The organism is Pseudomonas sp. GW822-FHT02G04 (assembly GCF_058802085.1).
Genome location: NZ_JBXANU010000018.1, coordinates 120,343 through 137,799, shown reverse-complemented (window position 1 = coordinate 137,799; position 17,457 = coordinate 120,343). Strand labels below are relative to the sequence as shown.

16 protein-coding genes are annotated in these 17,457 nt (G+C 59.5%); 11 read left to right on the top strand and 5 right to left on the bottom strand.

The window, feature by feature from the left end; translation table 11 throughout:
- Positions 1-209: 209 nt before the first annotated feature.
- The 3 genes from mgrA to AC1RO5_RS21280 form a co-directional block, all read right to left on the bottom strand.
- Positions 210-1,247 carry an L-glyceraldehyde 3-phosphate reductase gene (mgrA, locus tag AC1RO5_RS21290; RefSeq protein ID WP_493177454.1) on the bottom strand — a complete coding sequence of 346 codons (1,038 nt, stop codon included), beginning with the start codon at positions 1,245-1,247 and terminating at the stop codon, positions 210-212.
- Positions 1,248-1,414: 167 nt separating this feature from the next.
- Positions 1,415-1,816, bottom strand: coding sequence for a type II toxin-antitoxin system HicB family antitoxin (locus AC1RO5_RS21285; protein WP_007903104.1), 402 nt, complete (start codon positions 1,814-1,816; stop codon positions 1,415-1,417).
- Between the two features lie 87 nt (positions 1,817-1,903).
- Complete coding sequence (locus AC1RO5_RS21280; protein WP_493177452.1) at positions 1,904-2,794, bottom strand: LysR family transcriptional regulator; 891 nt, start codon at positions 2,792-2,794, stop codon at positions 1,904-1,906.
- A 137-nt stretch (positions 2,795-2,931) separates the two neighbouring features.
- Here AC1RO5_RS21280 and AC1RO5_RS21275 point away from each other — a divergent pair, with 137 nt between their 5' ends.
- From AC1RO5_RS21275 to AC1RO5_RS21265, 3 genes are all read left to right on the top strand, one after another.
- Entirely contained in the window at positions 2,932-3,672 is a 741-nt protein-coding gene (locus AC1RO5_RS21275) for an SDR family oxidoreductase (protein ID WP_493177451.1), read from the top strand.
- A 45-nt stretch (positions 3,673-3,717) separates the two neighbouring features.
- Positions 3,718-4,614 (top strand): SDR family oxidoreductase, encoded by an 897-nt coding sequence (locus AC1RO5_RS21270; RefSeq protein WP_493177449.1) that lies wholly within the window; start codon positions 3,718-3,720, stop codon positions 4,612-4,614.
- A gap of 158 nt (positions 4,615-4,772) precedes the next feature.
- On the top strand, positions 4,773-5,033 hold the full coding sequence (locus tag AC1RO5_RS21265; RefSeq protein WP_019651515.1) for a hypothetical protein: 261 nt from the start codon (positions 4,773-4,775) through the stop codon (positions 5,031-5,033).
- 14 nt (positions 5,034-5,047) lie between these two features.
- Here AC1RO5_RS21265 and betT read toward each other — a convergent pair whose 3' ends face one another.
- Together betT and epsC are read right to left on the bottom strand one after the other, a co-directional pair.
- Positions 5,048-7,003, bottom strand: coding sequence for a choline transporter BetT (betT, locus tag AC1RO5_RS21260; RefSeq protein ID WP_493177459.1), 1,956 nt, complete (start codon positions 7,001-7,003; stop codon positions 5,048-5,050).
- A 382-nt stretch (positions 7,004-7,385) separates the two neighbouring features.
- Positions 7,386-8,312, bottom strand: a complete 927-nt coding sequence (gene epsC / locus AC1RO5_RS21255; protein ID WP_018929332.1) for a serine O-acetyltransferase EpsC — start codon at positions 8,310-8,312, stop codon at positions 7,386-7,388.
- A 190-nt stretch (positions 8,313-8,502) separates the two neighbouring features.
- On the opposite strand from epsC, the gene AC1RO5_RS21250 reads away from it, so the two are divergent.
- The 8 genes from AC1RO5_RS21250 to AC1RO5_RS21215 all read left to right on the top strand — a co-directional run bounded on the left by AC1RO5_RS21250 (position 8,503) and on the right by AC1RO5_RS21215 (position 17,444).
- A complete protein-coding gene (locus tag AC1RO5_RS21250) occupies positions 8,503-9,495 on the top strand; it encodes a D-cysteine desulfhydrase (protein WP_493177447.1) in 993 nt (330 codons plus the stop codon).
- A gap of 258 nt (positions 9,496-9,753) precedes the next feature.
- A complete protein-coding gene (gene tcyJ / locus AC1RO5_RS21245) occupies positions 9,754-10,554 on the top strand; it encodes a cystine ABC transporter substrate-binding protein (RefSeq protein WP_493177445.1) in 801 nt (266 codons plus the stop codon).
- On the top strand, positions 10,554-11,219 hold the full coding sequence (gene tcyL, locus AC1RO5_RS21240) for a cystine ABC transporter permease (protein ID WP_493177444.1): 666 nt from the start codon (positions 10,554-10,556) through the stop codon (positions 11,217-11,219). Before tcyJ ends, tcyL begins: the two co-directional genes overlap by 1 nt.
- A gap of 4 nt (positions 11,220-11,223) precedes the next feature.
- The gene (gene tcyN, locus AC1RO5_RS21235) at positions 11,224-11,973 is read left to right on the top strand and encodes an L-cystine ABC transporter ATP-binding protein TcyN (RefSeq protein WP_007939567.1); all 750 of its coding nucleotides are present in this window, start codon (positions 11,224-11,226) and stop codon (positions 11,971-11,973) included.
- Between the two features lie 505 nt (positions 11,974-12,478).
- On the top strand, positions 12,479-13,249 hold the full coding sequence (locus AC1RO5_RS21230; protein ID WP_493177442.1) for a hypothetical protein: 771 nt from the start codon (positions 12,479-12,481) through the stop codon (positions 13,247-13,249).
- A gap of 378 nt (positions 13,250-13,627) precedes the next feature.
- On the top strand, positions 13,628-14,869 hold the full coding sequence (locus AC1RO5_RS21225; protein WP_493177440.1) for an SfnB family sulfur acquisition oxidoreductase: 1,242 nt from the start codon (positions 13,628-13,630) through the stop codon (positions 14,867-14,869).
- 23 nt (positions 14,870-14,892) lie between these two features.
- Positions 14,893-16,086: an SfnB family sulfur acquisition oxidoreductase gene (locus AC1RO5_RS21220; RefSeq protein ID WP_493177438.1), complete on the top strand. Its 1,194-nt coding sequence runs from the start codon at positions 14,893-14,895 to the stop codon at positions 16,084-16,086.
- Positions 16,086-17,444 carry an LLM class flavin-dependent oxidoreductase gene (locus AC1RO5_RS21215; RefSeq protein WP_493177437.1) on the top strand — a complete coding sequence of 453 codons (1,359 nt, stop codon included), beginning with the start codon at positions 16,086-16,088 and terminating at the stop codon, positions 17,442-17,444. The genes AC1RO5_RS21220 and AC1RO5_RS21215 overlap by 1 nt, the downstream gene beginning before the upstream one ends.
- The last annotated feature ends 13 nt before the right edge of the window (positions 17,445-17,457 follow it).

Sequence of the window (17,457 nt, the reverse complement as noted above, 5' to 3'; positions counted from 1 at the left end):
CATGGGCGAAAATCGAGTCTGAAAACCTGATTATTGCTTACGAAGCAGGCACAGCAAGGGGGAGCAAGCTCCCCCTTCAGTTTTTACCGGACACTAGTGACGCTCCGCGTGGGAATGCCTCAACGGACGCTCTGCGTTCGGCTTTGGATGGGACGCGGAGCATCCCGGGCTGCATTCCCACGCAGAGCGTGGGAACGATCAGTACGGAGTTACTCAGCCGTCGAAGGCTTCTCCCACAAATTGATCCCGCCCTCCTGGGCAAACCGATCAATCTCCGCCAGTTCTTCCACGCTAAAGCTCAGGTTCTTCAACGCCCCGACGTTTTCGATGATCTGCTCCGGCCGACTCGCGCCGATCAGCGCCGAGGTCACCCGTGGATCGCGCAGGGTCCAGGCCAGCGCCAGTTGCGCCAGGCTCTGACCGCGACGCTTGGCGATTTCATTGAGCGCCCGCACTTGGGCGATGTTGGCTTCGGACAGGTGAGAGGACTGCAATGAATCACCGCCCGGGCGATTGACCCGTGCATCCTTCGGAATGCCATTGAGGTATTTGTCGGTCAGTAGGCCCTGAGCCAACGGCGTGAAGGCAATCACACCAGTGCCGAGTTCGTCGGTGACATCCAGCAGGTCTTTTTCCACCCAGCGATTGAGCAGGTTGTAGGCCGGCTGGTGGATCAGTAGCGGGACTTTCCACTCCTTGAGCAACGCGGCCATTTCCCGGGTTTTCACCCCGGAGTAAGACGAGATACCAATGTACAAGGCCTTGCCCTGTTGCACGGCCGTGGCCAGTGCACTGGCGGTTTCTTCCAGCGGCGTATCCGGGTCGAAGCGGTGGGAATAGAAGATGTCCACGTAATCGAGGCCCAGGCGTTGCAGGCTCTGGTCGAGGCTGGCCAGCACATATTTGCGCGACCCGCCGCCCTGGCCGTAAGGGCCGGGCCACATGTCCCAACCGGCCTTGCTGGAGATGATCAGCTCGTCGCGGTACTGCTTGAAGTCTTCACGCAGCAAACGACCGAAGTTGATCTCGGCGCTGCCATAGGGCGGGCCGTAGTTGTTGGCCAGGTCGAAGTGGTTGATCCCTGAGTCGAACGCCGTGCGCAGCAACGAGCGCTGGGTGTCGATCGGCGTACTGTCGCCGAAGTTGTGCCACAGGCCCAGCGACAGTGCCGGCAGCACCAGCCCGCTGCGGCCTACGCGGCGGTAAGGGATAGAATCGTAGCGGTGTTCGGCAGCGGTGTAGGTCATCGAATCCTCTCTTGTGGGTCTTGAATGGGGTATCGACTGCTTTGCAAGCGGCCCAGCATACGCCCAGACAAACGCCAGGAAAGCCCGGATTCGACTAATTGCTGAAACGTTTCATAGATTATTTAAAACTGACCTACCTCCATAGAGCCGATATCCACGCCCAACGCTTACGCCGACAACTCACGTAGCGCGGCAGCCGCCAAAAAGCCAGACCTTGAGCTATATCGCTGATCTCGTCTGACCGTCTGGTCGATACGCTCAAGCAACTGCTCAGGAAGCGTGGCATTGAAGCGCACCGACTTGCCGAAATAAGGCGTGATATCGAATTCGACCACACCCCACACGCCGCCAGCGTAATCAGGGTTATCAAGATGAGCGTCAATCTCACGCACCTGCGGAAGTGGATCACCATCGGCGACCAGACCTTCGTAGTGCAAAGCCAACGCTTCTTTCACGTTTTCAAATGCCTGCGCCACAGTAGCACCTGCGGAGAAGCATCCCGGCACGTCCGGGATAATCACTCCGTATTCTGAGTCGGCATCCTTGTGCAGAACGACCGGGAATTTCATTTCGATGACTTCTCTGTTGACAGAGATTGGACTGTAAAACAGAAACCAACACGCATACACACCATACACATCTTGCAAAGATCGCCATCAAACGGCACCCGCAAACACCTCCCCCAACCAATCCACAAACACCCGAACCCGTGGCGAAATGTGTCGGTTATGCGGATACAACACCGACACCGGCATCGACGGCGGCGGTGTGTCGGTGAGGATTTCCTGCACCAACCCTTGGGCAATTTGCGTTTCCATTCGGTAATGCGGGCACTGAATCAGCCCCAACCCGGCAATCGCCGAGGCCGCATATATTTCCGCGCCGAACACCGACAACGCGCCCTCGATGGCCACCTCTTTCAGTTCGCCATTCACCATGAATTCGAACGGGAACAGCTTGGCCGTGGTGCGCGAAACGTAGTTCACCGCGCGGTGGTTTTTCAGGTCTTCGAGGTTTTTCGGTTCACCGTATTTACGCAGGTACGCCGGGCTGGCGCAGGTTATCTGGCGCAGGTTGGCGACACGTTTACCGATCAGCGCCGAATCGCCCAAGGTGCCGGCGCGCAACACGCAATCAACGCCTTCGGCGATCAGGTCGACGAAGCGGTCGGCTTCGCTGATGGACAACTCGATGTCCGGGTAGCGCGCCATGAATTGCGGCAACGCCGGGATTACAAAATGCTTGGCCAACGTGCCATGCAGATCCACCCGTAATCGGCCTTTCGGCGCAACGCCGCGAAATGCCAGTTCGGCTTCTTCCAGTTCCGCCAACAACTGCACGCAACGCAGGTAGTACGCCTCGCCATCCAGCGTAGGACGGACCTTGCGTGTGCTGCGTTCCAGTAAACGGGTACCGAGCCAGGCTTCGAACTGATTCAACGTGTGGGTCAGGGTGGCACGCGGCAGGTTCAGGTCATCGGCCGCCAGCGTGAAGCTGCTGCGCTCGTAGATCCGCACGAAAACTTTCATCGCTTTGACTTGATCCACGCTGGGCTCCTGACGATCGATTGTTGGCGATTATTGAACAGTCAAGGCAACTCTCGTGCATTTATCGCCCTGAGTAAACATGTGAATCTGGCTCCACACCTCAGCAAACACCTTCATCACTCAAAGGAATCAACGCCATGACTACTCAAACTTCGAAAGTTGCCATCGTGACCGGCGCCTCCCGCGGCATTGGTGCCGTGATCGCCCAGCAACTGGCCAGCCAGGGTTTCGCCGTCGCCATCAACTACGCCAACAGCGCCACCGAGGCGTCAGCACTGGTGGTAAAACTGCGTCAGGCCGGTCACCGGGCCATAGCGATCAAGGCTGATGTGGCCAACGCCGACGATGTACGCCGGCTGTTCGACGAAACCGAAACCCAACTGGGCAAAGTCGACGTGCTGGTCAATAACGCCGGCATCCTCAAAGTGTTGCCGCTGGCGCAACACAGCGACGAACTGTTCGACCAGAACTTCAACATCCATGCTCGCGGCACTTTCAACACTCTGCGTGAAGCGGCGACCCGTCTGAACAGCGGTGGCCGGATCATCAACTTCTCCAGCAGCACCGTCGGCATGAACCTGCCGGGCTATGCGGTGTACATCGCCAGCAAGGCGGCAGTGGAATCCCTGACCCAGGTGTTCGCCAAGGAAATGCGCGGTCGCAACATCACCGTCAACGCCGTGGCCCCAGGTCCGGTCGCCACCGACCTGTTCCTGCACGGCAAGAGCGAAGAGCAGATCCAGACCTTCGCCAAGATGCCACCGCTGGAACGCCTGGCTCAGCCAGAAGACATCTCCCGCGTCGTGTCCTTCCTGGTCGGCCCGGACTCGGCCTGGGTCAACGGGCAAATCCTGCGCGTCAATGGCGGCCTCGTTTGAGCCGTCTCATCCCCTACCCACGCCAAGTTTGAAGAGGTCAATGCCATGAAATCCGTCATTCTGATTACCGGTGCTTCCAGTGGTTTCGGCGCGCTCACTGCCCGAGCCCTTGCCGACGCCGGCCACACTGTCTACGCCAGCATGCGTGAAACCCTGGGCCGCAACGCGCCACAGGTGGCTGAAGTTCAGCGTTACGCCAACCAGCATCAGGTCGACCTGCGCAGCGTCGAACTGGACGTCGCGTCGAACGAATCGGTCGAGGCCGGTGTCGCGAAAATTGTCGAGGAATGTGGCCGACTGGACGTGATCATTCATAACGCCGGGCACATGTCCTTCGGCCCCGCCGAAGCCTTCACGCCCGAACAGTTCGCCCAGCTCTACGACATCAACGTGCTGAGCACTCAGCGGGTCAACCGCGCAGCCTTGCCGCAATTGCGCAAGCAGGGTCAGGGCCTGGTGTTGTGGGTTTCATCCAGCAGTGCTCGCGGCGGCACCCCGCCGTACCTGGCGCCGTACTTTGCGGCCAAGGCGGCGATGGATTCGCTGGCGGTGTCCTACGCCAGTGAGTTGGCGCGCTGGGGTGTGGAAACCTCGATCATCGTGCCGGGCGCCTTCACCAAGGGCACCAACCACTTCGTGCACTCCGGTTCACCCGCCGACCAGGCCCGCGCCACCGAATACAATGAAGGCCCATATGCCGGGGTTCCGGATCAGGCACTCAAAGGACTCGCCGCCCTGGAACCGGCTGATGCCGATGTCGGCGAAGTGGCTAACGCCATCGTCGAGATCGTCGGCATGCCTTTCGGCACCCGCCCGTTCCGCCGCCATATCGACCCATCGCAGGATGGTGCCGAAATCGTCAACGCGATGGCCGATCGGGTACGCGCCGAGATGTTCCGCCGCATTGGTCTGGAAGACCTGCTCAAACCCTCTATTCGCTAAAACGAGGGTTCCAGTGAAACGACCCGGGGCTTGCCTCGGGTCGACTGCAGTGTTGATGGCATTTCTGTCGCTCTACATCCTGTTTCGCGGAGCAGGACGTTATTCCCTCGACCACACTCTAGGTCGAGAACTCTGAAAGCCGTTGCGAGGACTGCATTATGCACACCACGATCATCATCACCTTCGGCCTGGTCCTGCTGGCACTGATGCTGTTCATCGGCGAGAAAATCGGTTTCTCCCGTCAGACCCTGGCCTACAGTTTTGTCGTGCTGTGGCTGGCGTTGACCTTGATCAACGGCGCAGTCGGCATGGTCAACGCTGGCCAACCGTTGAGCGCGGAACTGGTGGTGGGCAGCGCGGTGTTCGGCGTACCGGTGGCGGCACTGGTACTGTTCATGGTGTTGAGCAGCGAGACCTGAGCGCCACCGGTCGATCAACGCACCAGATGCAAGAACTGCATGTGCCGTTCGTACTGGTCGAGGATGTCGTTGATCACCTGATCCTTGGTGTAACCCACCAGATCGTAGTCCTGACTGCCCTCGCGCAAATGCACTTCGGCACGGTGGTAACGACGGTTGTTGAGTTGCTTGGAACCCATGCCGCCACGGGCGAAGGACGGGGTGAAGTAGCCGCGCATTTGCACCTGATAGATGAACGGATGCAGTTCGCCGTGACCGATTTCCAGGCTGACATTGTCGTTGGCCGGGTCGGGCTGAGTGACCACGTGCAACCCCTTCTCGACAAACACTGCGGTCACTTCCTCGATCGCCGGGCGCACCGTGGTATCAAGGAAGCGATAAACCTCATCCCGAGACGGGAAATGCACTGCCTGACTCAAGCGCTGACGCCAACCGCCGCGCCGTGATCCAGACGCCGGTGCGAGGGAATGCAATTGCGCGATCTGTTTCTGCGACTCCAGATAAAACGCCTTGTGCAGACCCCACATCATCAGCAGCAAAATCATCGAGAACGGTAACGACGTCAGCACCACCGCCGACTTCAATGCGTCGATGCTGCCGGAGAACAACAGCGCACTGGTCACCAGTGCTGTCATCGCGCCCCAGAACACTCGCAGCCATTTCGGCCCGTCTTCATCGGGATTGCCACCCTTGGCGGACAACGTCGACAACACCACGGTGCCGGAGTCGGCAGAGGTGACGAAGAACACGAAGCTGATGAACACCGTGACCGCGATCACGGTTTTGCTCCACGGGTAGGTTTCCAGCAGCAGGTAAAGCGTCATCGATGGATTGTCGATGGCCGACATGCCGAGCGCGCTCATGCCGTGATTGAGGACCTGATCGATGGCGCTGTTGCCGAAGATCGACATCCACGCCAGGGTGAAACCGAGCGGGATCAGCAGCACGCCGAAGACGAATTCGCGGATGGTCCGGCCACGGGAAATCCGCGCAATGAACAGGCCCACGAACGGCGACCATGCAATCCACCAGGCCCAGTAGAACACCGTCCAGCCACCCAGCCAGTCGCTGGGTTTGTCGTAGGCGTAGAGGTCGAAACTCTTCATCGGCAAGGCACCGAGGTAATCGCCGAGGTTCTGGATCAGCGTATTGAGCAGATGCTGGGTGGGGCCAGCGAACAACACGAACAGCAGCAGCGCACAGGCCAGCAGCATGTTGATGTCGGACATCACCCGCACGCCTTTGTCGACGCCGGACACGGCGACGATGATCGCCGCGCCCATCATCAGCGTGATAAGGCCGACCTGAATCCACTGGGTGTGGGCGATGCCAAACAGATAGTCCAGGCCCGAGTTGAGGTGCAATACGCCAAAGCCCATGTCGGCGCCGAGGCCGAACACCGTGGCGATGATGCCGAAGCCGTCCACCGCGTAACCGATGGGACCGTTGATGCGCTTGCCAATCAGCGGGTACAGCGCCGAACGCAGGGCCAACGGCAGGTTATGTCGATAGGCAAAATAAGCCAGCGCCATGCCGACGAAGGCAAACACGCCCCAGCCGTGCAGGCCCCAGTGCAGAAACAGAATCTGCATCGCCTGACGCGCAGCCTCCACCGTGCCGGCCTCGCCTTGCGGTGGTTGCGCCAGGTGCGTCAGCGGTTCGGACACGCAAAAGAAAAACAGCGTGATGCTGATCCCGGCGGCGAACAGCATGCCGGCCCAGGACAAGTAACTGAATTCGGGCTCGTCGTGGTCGGCACCGAGCTTGATCTTGCCGTAGCCGGACAAGGCGGTGACCACCACGAAGACCAGATACAGCGTCATCGCGAGCATGTAGTACCAGCCGACCGTATTGGCCGCCCAGTTTTGCGCTTGCAACAGCCAGGCACCGGCCTGTTCGGGGATCGCCATGACCACGACGGCGAACAACAAAATGAAGGTCGCCGCGAAATAAAACACCGGCGGATTCATGCGGACCTGGCCGCTTACGGGGATGGACGATGCACTCACGAAAGGTGCACCTCGAGGGGGGAAAACGTGGCTGTAAAAATCGGACTCAGCAAAGGCAAGCCTCCTGTTGTGAGCGGGCGGCGAACCACCGGTTTAACTTGAATGAACGTTCAAGTTAAACATGAATAGGGTGCTAAGGACTAATCGCAGGGCTCGGCGGTAGCTTTCAAGGAAGGGTATGACGCGGGGTTACGATCGTTCCCACGCTCTGCGTGGGAATGCAACCCGTGACGCTCCGCGTCACATCGGAGCCAGACACAACATCGGCGATTGGACCGGAACGCGGAGCGTCCCTTGAGGCGTTCCCACGCAGAGCGTGGGAACGATCAATGCATCAACTGGCTTACTTCTGCGTCCCATCATCATGCTGCAGATTCGCCTGGGTCAGGTTGCACCCCGCTGGCACGCTGCGGGTCAGCCAGACGTTGCCACCAATCGTCGAACCCTTGCCGATGGTGATCCGCCCCAGAATCGTCGCGCCGGCATAGATCACCACGTCGTCCTCGACGATCGGATGCCGCGGATGGCCCTTCTGCAACTGGCCGTCTTCGTCCGCCGGGAAGCGCTTGGCGCCCAACGTCACGGCCTGATAAATCCGCACGCGCTCGCCAATGATCGCGGTCTCGCCGATCACCACACCCGTACCGTGGTCGATGAAGAAACTGCGACCGATCTGCGCGCCAGGATGGATGTCGATACCGGTCGCCGAGTGGGCGATTTCCGCGCTGATCCGCGCCAGCAACGGCAACCCGGCGCGATACAAATGATGAGCCAGGCGATGGTGAATCACCGCTAGAATCCCCGGGTAGCACAGCAACACCTCATCGACACTGCGAGCCGCCGGATCGCCGTGGTAGGCCGCCAGCACGTCGGTGTCCAACAGGCTGCGCAATTCCGGCAGAGCGAGGGCGAAGTCCTGAATGATCCGGATGGCCTTGGCTTCGACTTCAGAATCGACCCCGGCACTGTGACGAGCGACGTAACGCAATTCGAGCCGCGCCTGAGCCAGCAATGCATTCAACGCCACGTCCAGGGTGTGGCCGACGTAGAAGTCCTCACTCTCCTCGCGCAAATCCACCGGCCCCAGACGCATCGGAAACAACGCACCGCACAGGGCTTCGAGAATGTCCGCCATGGCCGCTCGGGACGGCAACTCGCGACCGCCCTGCTCGGTGCTGGCGCGGCCGTTTTGTGCGCGCCACTGGTCGCGCGCCGTGCGCAGTTGGCTGACGATGGTCTGCAATTGCCAATGGCTGGAACGCTCGCTCACGGTAAAAACTCCTCACGGGCGGCCGGACTGTCTGGCCGCGCTGACGGCGATTACTTTACGGCAACGACTTGCAGCCGAATTAAGAACCAATAGTGCTGTGATCAATACTTTTGGCTATAAGCGATTGGCAGTTGCCCCGCTAAATACCCGTGCCTATAGTCCTGACATCTTCCTCCGCCAGTACGGACCCATGATCAAACAACAGCTTGCCCGTTTTAACCGCCTCGACCTGCTCGGTCACCCTACCCCGCTGGAAAAACTCGAACGCCTGTCAACCTGGCTGGGCCGCGATGTGTACGTCAAACGCGATGACCTGACGCCATTGGCACTGGGCGGCAACAAGCTGCGCAAACTCGAATACCTCGCCGCCGATGCCCTGGCCCAGGGTGCCGATACGTTGATCACCGCTGGCGCGATCCAGTCCAACCACGTGCGCCAGACCGCGGCCATTGCGGCCAAGCTTGGGTTGGGCTGCGTGGCGCTGCTGGAGAACCCGCTCGGCACTGACGATAGCAACTACATCGGCAATGGCAATCGGCTGTTGCTGGACCTGTTCGATGCCAAGGTCGAGTTGGTGGAAAACCTCGACAACGCTGACGAGCAATTGCAAGCGCTGGCCGCACGTCTGCGCAGCAACGGCAAGAAACCCTATCTGGTACCGATTGGGGGCTCCAATGCAGTGGGCGCTTTGGGTTATGTCCGTGCGGGTCTGGAGCTGGCCGAGCAGATCAAGGACACCGGGCTGCAATTTGCCGCGGTGGTCCTGGCTTCCGGCAGTGCCGGCACCCATAGCGGCCTGGCGCTGGCATTGAGCGAAGTACTGCCGGATTTGCCAGTCATCGGCGTGACCGTTTCCCGTAGCGATGAAGCGCAACGACCGAAAGTCCAGGGCCTCGCCGAGCGCACTGCCGAGCTGTTGGGCGTGAGCTTGCCGGCGAGTTTCAAAGTCGAACTGTGGGACGAATATTTCGGCCCGCGTTATGGCGAGCCGAATGCCGGGACGCTGGCGGCGGTAAAGCTGTTGGCGAGCCAGGAAGGGTTGTTGCTGGATCCGGTATATACCGGCAAGGCCATGGCCGGTTTGCTCGACGGCATCGGGCGTCAGCGCTTCGATGAAGGCCCGATCATCTTCCTGCACACCGGTGGGGCGCCGGCGTTGTTTGCCTACAAAGACTTTCTGTAACCGATCGTTCCCACGCTAATCGATCGTTCCCACGCAGAGCGTGGGAACGATCTCCAGCCACCCCGCATATCTCATAAAAGAATAACAAACTTAATATTTATTATTTTCCTATCTAAAGACGACATCATATAGTCGCGCCGCAGGCGAATTTGCAGCGAGACGCATAAGCTGCTTTAGGGCAGGATATCGCAGTCGTTCAAATCCCGAATTTGCCAACTTTCCTTAAGCGTCTTCCATAAGAAAACACAGGGGCTTGTCATGAATTTTTCCGCACTACGTAGAAATCTGCTGGTGGGCTCGTTGGGCCTGGCGCTGAGCGCCGGCCTGCTCGGGCAAGCGGTTGCCGGAGAGCAACTGCAAAAAATCAAGGACGCGGGCGTGATCAACGTCGGCCTGGAAGGCACTTATCCACCGTTCAGTTTCGTTGATGCCGACGGCAAACTGGCCGGTTTCGAAGTGGAGCTGTCCGAGGCGCTGGCCAAAGAGCTAGGCGTGAAGGTCAAGCTGCAGCCGACCAAATGGGACGGCATCCTCGCAGCCCTGGAGTCCAAGCGTCTGGATGCGGTGATCAACCAGGTGACCATCTCTGAAGAGCGCAAGAAGAAGTATGACTTCTCCGAGCCGTACACCGTTTCCGGGATTCAGGCGCTGGTGCTGACCAAGAAGGCTGCGGAGCTGAACATCAAGACTGCCGCCGACCTGGGTGGCAAGAAAGTCGGCGTAGGCCTGGGCACCAACTACGAGCAGTGGGTGAAAGCCAACGTGCCTACCGCTGACGTGCGCACCTACGAAGATGACCCGAGCAAGTTCGCAGACCTGCGTAACGGTCGCACCGACGCCATTCTGATCGACCGCCTCGCCGCGCTGGAATACGCCAAGAAAGCCAAGGACACTTCCGCCGCCGGCGAACCGTTCTCCCGCCAGGAAGCCGGTATTGCCCTGCGCAAAGGCGAACCTGAACTGCTGGCAGCGGTGAACAAAGCCCTCGAGAAACTGCGCGCCGACGGCACGCTGGCCAAGATCTCGCAGAAATACTTCAACGCTGACGTCACCAAATAATGGAAGAAGCTTTCCAACTTGCGCTGGACTCTGCGCCCTTTCTACTGAAGGGCGCGTACTACACGGTCATCTTGAGCCTGGGCGGGATGTTTTTCGGCCTGCTGATGGGCTTCGGCCTGGCGTTGATGCGCCTGTCGCGCTTCAAACTGGTGAGCTGGATTTCCCGCATCTACGTGTCGTTCTTTCGCGGCACGCCGTTGCTGGTGCAACTGTTCGTGATCTATTACGGCTTGCCGCAATTGGGCATCGAACTTGATCCACTGCCAGCAGCCCTGATCGGCTTCTCGCTGAACATGGCGGCCTACGCCTGCGAAATCCTGCGTGCCGCGATCAGCTCCATCGAGCGCGGCCAGTGGGAAGCCGCGGCCAGTATCGGCATGACCCGTGCGCAAACCCTGCGCCGGGCCATTCTGCCGCAAGCGATGCGCACGGCCCTGCCACCGTTGGGCAACAGCTTCATCTCGCTGGTCAAGGACACCGCGCTGGCGGCCACCATTCAGGTGCCGGAGCTGTTCCGCCAGGCGCAGCTGATCACCGCCCGTACCTTCGAAATTTTCACCATGTATCTTGCCGCCGCGCTGATCTACTGGGTTCTGGCCACAGTGCTTTCGCACCTGCAGAACACGTTGGAAGCGCGGGTCAATCGGCACGACCAGGAGTCCTGACCCAATGATTGTCGTGGAAAAACTGACAAAGCAGTTCAAGGGTCAGGTGGTGCTCAATGGCATCGATCTTCAGGTGAAGGAAGGCGAGGTAGTGGCAATCATCGGCCCCAGCGGCTCGGGCAAGACCACGTTCCTGCGTTGCCTGAATTTTCTGGAAGAACCCACCAGCGGCCGGATCAAGGTCGGCGACATCGAGATCGATGGCAGCCGCCCCCTGAACCAGCAGCAGAGCCTGGTACGGCGCCTGCGCCAGCACGTGGGTTTTGTGTTCCAGAATTTCAATCTGTTCCCGCATCGCACAGCCCTGGAAAACGTCATCGAAGGCCCGATCGTGGTGAAAAAGATTCCACGAGCCGACGCCGTTGCCTTGGGTAAAAAGCTGTTGGCCAAGGTCGGTCTGGCGGGCAAGGAAGACGCTTACCCGCGACGCCTTTCCGGTGGTCAGCAACAGCGCGTGGCGATTGCCCGGGCGCTGGCGATGGAACCGGAAGTGATCCTGTTCGATGAACCGACCTCGGCGCTGGACCCGGAACTGGTGGGCGAAGTGTTGGCGACCATCCGCGGCCTGGCCGAGGAGAAACGCACCATGGTGATCGTCACCCACGAAATGGGTTTTGCTCGGGACGTGGCCAACCGTGTGGTGTTTTTCGACAAGGGTGTGATTGTCGAACAGGGCGAAGCCAAGGCGCTCTTTGCCAACCCGAAAGAAGAACGGACGAAGCAGTTTCTCAGCAAATTCCTTAACAACGCTTAGTTCAACCCCCACTCAAAAACTGTCAACTTCCATGGATGGAAGTGGCACTTTCTCCGACTTATAAAATCCTGTATTCACCTTCAACGACTGCCCTGATTCACTCCAATCATAGATAACTCTCCCCCTCCCATGCGGTACATATATATGTCCTGCAACAGATTCATCTCGCTTAAAATTCATAAAAACCCTCGCTATCCACAGTCCATGGGTTGCTACCTCCAAGGCGTGCAGCCCATCAAATACTGGACAAAATTCGACAGAGCGATGGGGCTTATTAACTACACCGCGTAGGAAATTTCTGAATAACCCAATAACTAACCTTTAACCAAGCAGCTCTATTGACACCTATTCGAACGCACTCTTATCTAGTCTCCAACAGGCGACTTTCATCAAATTCGATCACTCTTCAAATACACAAACAGTGAATCGTTTTGTTGCCTGGTAATTCATGCCTTTCGATCTTTCAGAAACGGATTTCGCGGTAAGGCTTCAAGGAGAGAACCCCATGACAAGCACTTCGAACAAACCCGAACTTGCAGCCCCGACCCTGGCGCAAACTCACAAGGCCGGCATCAGCATCACCTCGGCCGCTCATCTAATGATCGACGTGCCGCCCTATCCCGGCATGGACGAAGGCGACCTGATCGAGCTGTTCTGGAACAACTGCTACGTGGCTTCCAGCGTGTTGGGGACAGACCATGGCGGCAAAGCGGTGAGCCTGCGGGTGCCGGAAAGCTTCATTGCCAACGGTTCTGCTCGCGTCCATTACAAGGTCATGCAGATCGGGCAAGGGCCAGCGGTATCACCGGCGGCGCACGTCCAGATCAAACTGGATTGCCCCGGCGGCCTGCCCTCGCCCCTTTGCGATGAGGAAAACCAGAGCCTGGCGCCGGTGTTCATTCCCGAGACCATTCGCCGTCAGGGGGTCAATCCGAACCAGGTCAAGCGCGGTGTGCCATTGACCATCGAACCGTACCTGAACATGGCCGTTGACGACGAAATCACCCTGCGCTGGGGCGATGTGCGCATGGACCTGCCCAAACTCAAGGCCGACGATGTGGGTCAGCCGATTCAGGTCTGGGTGCCACCGGCAATCATTCTCGAAGCTGGCGAAGACCTTCGACTGGAAGTGACTTACTGCATCCTCGACCGGGTGGGTAACAACTCGCGCTGGGCACCGACACGCACACTGAAGATCGGCTGTGCCAATCCTTACCTGAAAGTGCCGCCCAAAGAAGTGCTCAAAGCTGCTGAGCCCCGAAAGAAACGCCTGTAGTGCGTATGAGGGCTTTTGTGGCGAGGGAGCTTGCTCCCGCTGGGGTGCGAAGCGCCCCCAAAACTGGCTCACACGTTTATGCAATTGAATCGTGATGGCCGATTTTGCGACTGCTGCGCAGCCGAACGGGAGCAAGCTCCCTCGCCACAGGGGTTTCGACCACCCGGGATGCCACCCTTCTATGCATATTCCTAAAAGTTAGTTCATTAATTATTTATACGCGATTAGGGTATATACACCGGACCACCGGACATTCGTGTTTTTCGTTCGCCGCAACGTTTGCGGCGTTTTCATGAGATGTGAGGTAGGTATGGTCCGGAACACAATCACCCCAGTGCAAATCGCCAGGGCATTGCGTGCAGCCAAGGAGCGGCACTGATGTCCAGTCTGGCAGATGCAATCATCCAGAGTGATCTGGACATCGCCCCATTGTTGTTGCCCGCGCAGGTCTTGCGCAACGACGCACAAGCCATCGAGGCTGCCCAAGAGCTGGCGCAAGTCGCCCGCCTGCAAGCCGCCAAACGTGACCAGCAGCGCAAGTTGCCCTGGTCGGAAATCGAACAGTTCACCCGCAGCGGCCTGGGCAGCATTGCCATCCCGCGTGAGTACGGCGGCCCACAGGTTTCATTCGTCACCTTGGCCGAAGTCTTCGCGATCATTTCCGCGGCCGACCCGGCCTTGGGGCAGATCCCGCAGAACCAGTTCGGGATTCTCAACCTGATACTCGGCAGCGCCACCGAGTCGCAGAAAAAGCAGCTGTTCAAAAGCGTGCTCGAAGGCTGGCGAATTGGTAACGCAGGCCCTGAGCGCGGTACCAAAAATACCCTGGAGCTCAAGGCGCGAATCACTGCCGACGGCGATGGCTTCGTCATCAACGGGCAGAAGTTCTATTCCACTGGCGCATTGTTCGCTCATTGGGTAGCCGTCAAAGCACTGAACGATGACGGCAAGCAAGTGCTGGCCTTCGTTCGGCGCGGCACGCCGGGCTTGCGCATCGTTGATGACTGGTCGGGTTTCGGCCAGCGCACCACCGCCAGCGGCACCATTTTGCTCAACAACGTGCGGGTCGACGCCGAGCTGGTGGTGGACAACTGGAAGATCAACGACAGCCCGAACACTCAGGGCGCCGTGTCGCAATTGATTCAAGCGGCCATCGATGCCGGCATCGCCCGGGGCGCCATCGATGACGCCATCGAATTCGTAAAAACCCGTGCCCGGCCCTGGATCGACGCCAAAATCGAACGGGCCAGCGACGACCTCTACGTGATTGCCGATATCGGCAAGCTGAAAATCGAACTGCACGCCGCCGAAGCACTGCTGCGCAAGGCCGGGCAAGTACTCGATCAGGTCAACGCCGCGCCGCTCACCGCCGAGTCCGCGGCACGCGCCTCGATTGCCGTGGCGCAAGCCAAAGTGCTGACCACAGAGATCTCGCTGCTGGCCAGCGAAAAGCTCTTCGAACTGGCCGGCAGCCGCGCGACCCTTGCCGAATTCAACCTCGACCGCCACTGGCGCAACGCACGGGTGCACACGCTGCACGACCCGGTGCGCTGGAAATATCACGCGGTTGGCACTTATCACTTGAACGGCACTTTGCCGGCTCGCCACTCCTGGATTTAACGACCAGATCTCTGGAGAAACACATGTCTCTTTCTCGAAACGTCGCGGTCATTACCAGCGATGAGCAAGCCCTGATTGTCGCCAGTGACCTGGCCGACGACTTCAAACGCGACAGCGCCCTGCGCGACCGCGAACGTCGTTTGCCGCACCCGGAACTGGAAGTGTTTTCCCGTTCGGGCCTTTGGGGCATCAGCGTGCCAAAGGAATACGGCGGCGCTGGGGTTTCCAGCGTCACCCTGGCCAAAGTAATCGCTTTGATCGCCCAGGCTGACGGCTCCCTGGGGCAGATCCCGCAGAACCATTTCTACGCCCTCGAAGTGCTCCGTGTGAACGGCAGCCATGAGCAGAAAAAACGCCTGTACGCCGAAGTGCTGGCAGGACAGCGTTTCGGCAACGCATTGGCAGAACTGGGCACCAAAACCGCCCATGACCGCGTCACCAGCCTGACCCGCGACGGTAACGGTTATCGCATCAACGGCCGCAAGTTCTACGCCACCGGCGCGATTTACGCCCAGCGCATCCCCACCTCCGTGGTGGACGAAAACGGCGTGCAGCAGCTGGCCTTCGTCCCGCACAACAGCAAAGGCCTGACGGTCATCGACGACTGGAGCGGCTTCGGCCAGCGCACCACCGGCAGCGGTTCGGTGGTGTTCGAGGATGTCTACGTTGCCGCCGAAGACGTGATCGCGTTTCAAAGCGCATTCGAGCGCCCGACCACTGTCGGCCCATTGGCACAGATTCTCCATGCCGCGATCGACACCGGCATCGCCCGCGCCGCCTATGAAGATGCGCTGCATTTCGTGCGGACCAAAACCCGGCCGTGGATCGACGCCACGCATGAAACAGCCACCGAAGACCCACTGACCATCAAGAGCTTTGGCCACTTGAGCATTCGCCTGCATGCCGCCGAAGCCCTGCTGGAACGCTCCGGCGAATTCCTCGACCTGGCTCAGGCCGACACCAACGCTGAAACCGTCGCCGCCGCGTCGATTGCGGTTGCCGAAGCCCGGGCCATCAGCACTGAGATCTCCCTCGCCGCCGGCAGCACGCTGTTCGAACTCGCCGGCAGCCAGGCAACCCTGATCGAGCACGGCCTGGATCGCCACTGGCGCAACGCCCGAGTGCACACCCTGCACGACCCGGTGCGCTGGAAGTATCACGCGGTCGGCAATTACTACCTCAACGATGAAAACCCTCCGTTGCGGGGGACGATCTGATGGCCGACGCCAAAAAGAAGATCCTGCTCAACGCGTTCAACATGAACTGCATCGGGCACATCAACCATGGTCTGTGGACCCATCCACGGGACACGTCCACCCAGTACAAGACGATCGAATACTGGACCGAACTGGCGCAACTGCTCGAGCGCGGACTGTTCGACGGTCTGTTCATCGCCGACATCGTCGGCGTGTACGACGTCTACCAGAACTCGGTCGACGTGCCGCTCAAAGAGTCGATCCAGTTGCCGGTCAACGACCCGCTGCTGCTGGTCTCGGCCATGGCCGCGGTCACCCAGAACCTCGGCTTCGGCCTGACCGCCAACCTGACCTACGAGCCGCCGTATCTGTTCGCCCGACGCCTGTCGACCCTCGATCATCTGAGTCGCGGCCGGGTCGGCTGGAACATCGTCACCGGCTATCTGGACAGCGCCGCCAAGGCCATGGGCCTCAGCGAGCAGGTGGAACACGACCGACGCTACGACCAGGCTGACGAATACCTGCAAGTGCTCTACAAACTCTGGGAAGGCAGCTGGGAAAACGGCGCGGTACTCAACGACCGCGAGCAACGGATCTACGCCCAGCCAGACAAAGTGCACAAGGTCGAGCACAAGGGCGAGTTCTATCAGGTCGAGGGATATCACCTCTGCGAGCCGTCGCCGCAACGCACGCCGGTGCTGTTCCAGGCCGGCAGCTCCGATCGCGGCCTGCTGTTCGCCGGTCGGCATGCCGAGTGCGTGTTCATCAGCGGCCAGAACAAACCGGCGACCCGGGCTCAAGTGGACAAGGTTCGCGCCAGCGCCGTCGAGGCCGGGCGCAATCCTGAGGACATCAAGGTGTTCATGGGCTTGAACGTGATCGTCGGCGCCACCGAAGAGCTGGCGTGGGCCAAGCATGCCGAGTACCTGAGCTACGCCAGCGCCGAGGCCGGCGTGGCGCATTTTTCGGCGTCCACCGGGATCGATTTTTCCGAGTACGAACTCGACGAACCGATCCAGTACGTGAAGAGCAACGCCATCCAGTCCGCCACCAAGAACCTGCAAAACAACGACTGGACCCGCCGCAAACTGCTGGAACAACACGCCCTCGGAGGCCGCTACATCACCGTGGTCGGCTCACCTGAGCAAGTGGCCGATGAGCTGGAATCGTGGATCGCCGAAACCGGCCTGGACGGTTTCAACCTGACACGGATCGTCACCCCGGAAAGCTATGTGGATTTCATCGAACTGGTAATTCCGGAGTTGCAGCGCCGAGGGTCATACAAGACCGCTTACGACAACGGCAGCCTGCGGGAAAAGCTGTTTCACCGTGACGCGCATTTGCCTGAGCAACATACCGGCTCCCATTACCGACACTGACTCCTTGTAACTG

Excerpts from the sequence above, each read along its gene's own strand:
- AC1RO5_RS21275 (WP_493177451.1), top strand. The coding sequence starts at position 2,932 with ATGACTACTCAAACTTCGAAAGTTGCCATCGTGACCGGCGCCTCCCGC.
- AC1RO5_RS21215 (WP_493177437.1), top strand. The coding sequence starts at position 16,086 with ATGGCCGACGCCAAAAAGAAGATCCTGCTCAACGCGTTCAACATGAAC.
- tcyN (WP_007939567.1), top strand. The coding sequence starts at position 11,224 with ATGATTGTCGTGGAAAAACTGACAAAGCAGTTCAAGGGTCAGGTGGTG.
- tcyL (WP_493177444.1), top strand. The coding sequence starts at position 10,554 with ATGGAAGAAGCTTTCCAACTTGCGCTGGACTCTGCGCCCTTTCTACTG.
- AC1RO5_RS21220 (WP_493177438.1), top strand. The coding sequence starts at position 14,893 with ATGTCTCTTTCTCGAAACGTCGCGGTCATTACCAGCGATGAGCAAGCC.
- AC1RO5_RS21270 (WP_493177449.1), top strand. The coding sequence starts at position 3,718 with ATGAAATCCGTCATTCTGATTACCGGTGCTTCCAGTGGTTTCGGCGCG.
- mgrA (WP_493177454.1), bottom strand. The coding sequence starts at position 1,247 with ATGACCTACACCGCTGCCGAACACCGCTACGATTCTATCCCTTACCGC.
- AC1RO5_RS21230 (WP_493177442.1), top strand. The coding sequence starts at position 12,479 with ATGACAAGCACTTCGAACAAACCCGAACTTGCAGCCCCGACCCTGGCG.
- AC1RO5_RS21250 (WP_493177447.1), top strand. The coding sequence starts at position 8,503 with ATGATCAAACAACAGCTTGCCCGTTTTAACCGCCTCGACCTGCTCGGT.
- tcyJ (WP_493177445.1), top strand. The coding sequence starts at position 9,754 with ATGAATTTTTCCGCACTACGTAGAAATCTGCTGGTGGGCTCGTTGGGC.
- AC1RO5_RS21225 (WP_493177440.1), top strand. The coding sequence starts at position 13,628 with ATGTCCAGTCTGGCAGATGCAATCATCCAGAGTGATCTGGACATCGCC.
- AC1RO5_RS21265 (WP_019651515.1), top strand. The coding sequence starts at position 4,773 with ATGCACACCACGATCATCATCACCTTCGGCCTGGTCCTGCTGGCACTG.
- AC1RO5_RS21285 (WP_007903104.1), bottom strand. The coding sequence starts at position 1,816 with ATGAAATTCCCGGTCGTTCTGCACAAGGATGCCGACTCAGAATACGGA.
- betT (WP_493177459.1), bottom strand. The coding sequence starts at position 7,003 with ATGAATCCGCCGGTGTTTTATTTCGCGGCGACCTTCATTTTGTTGTTC.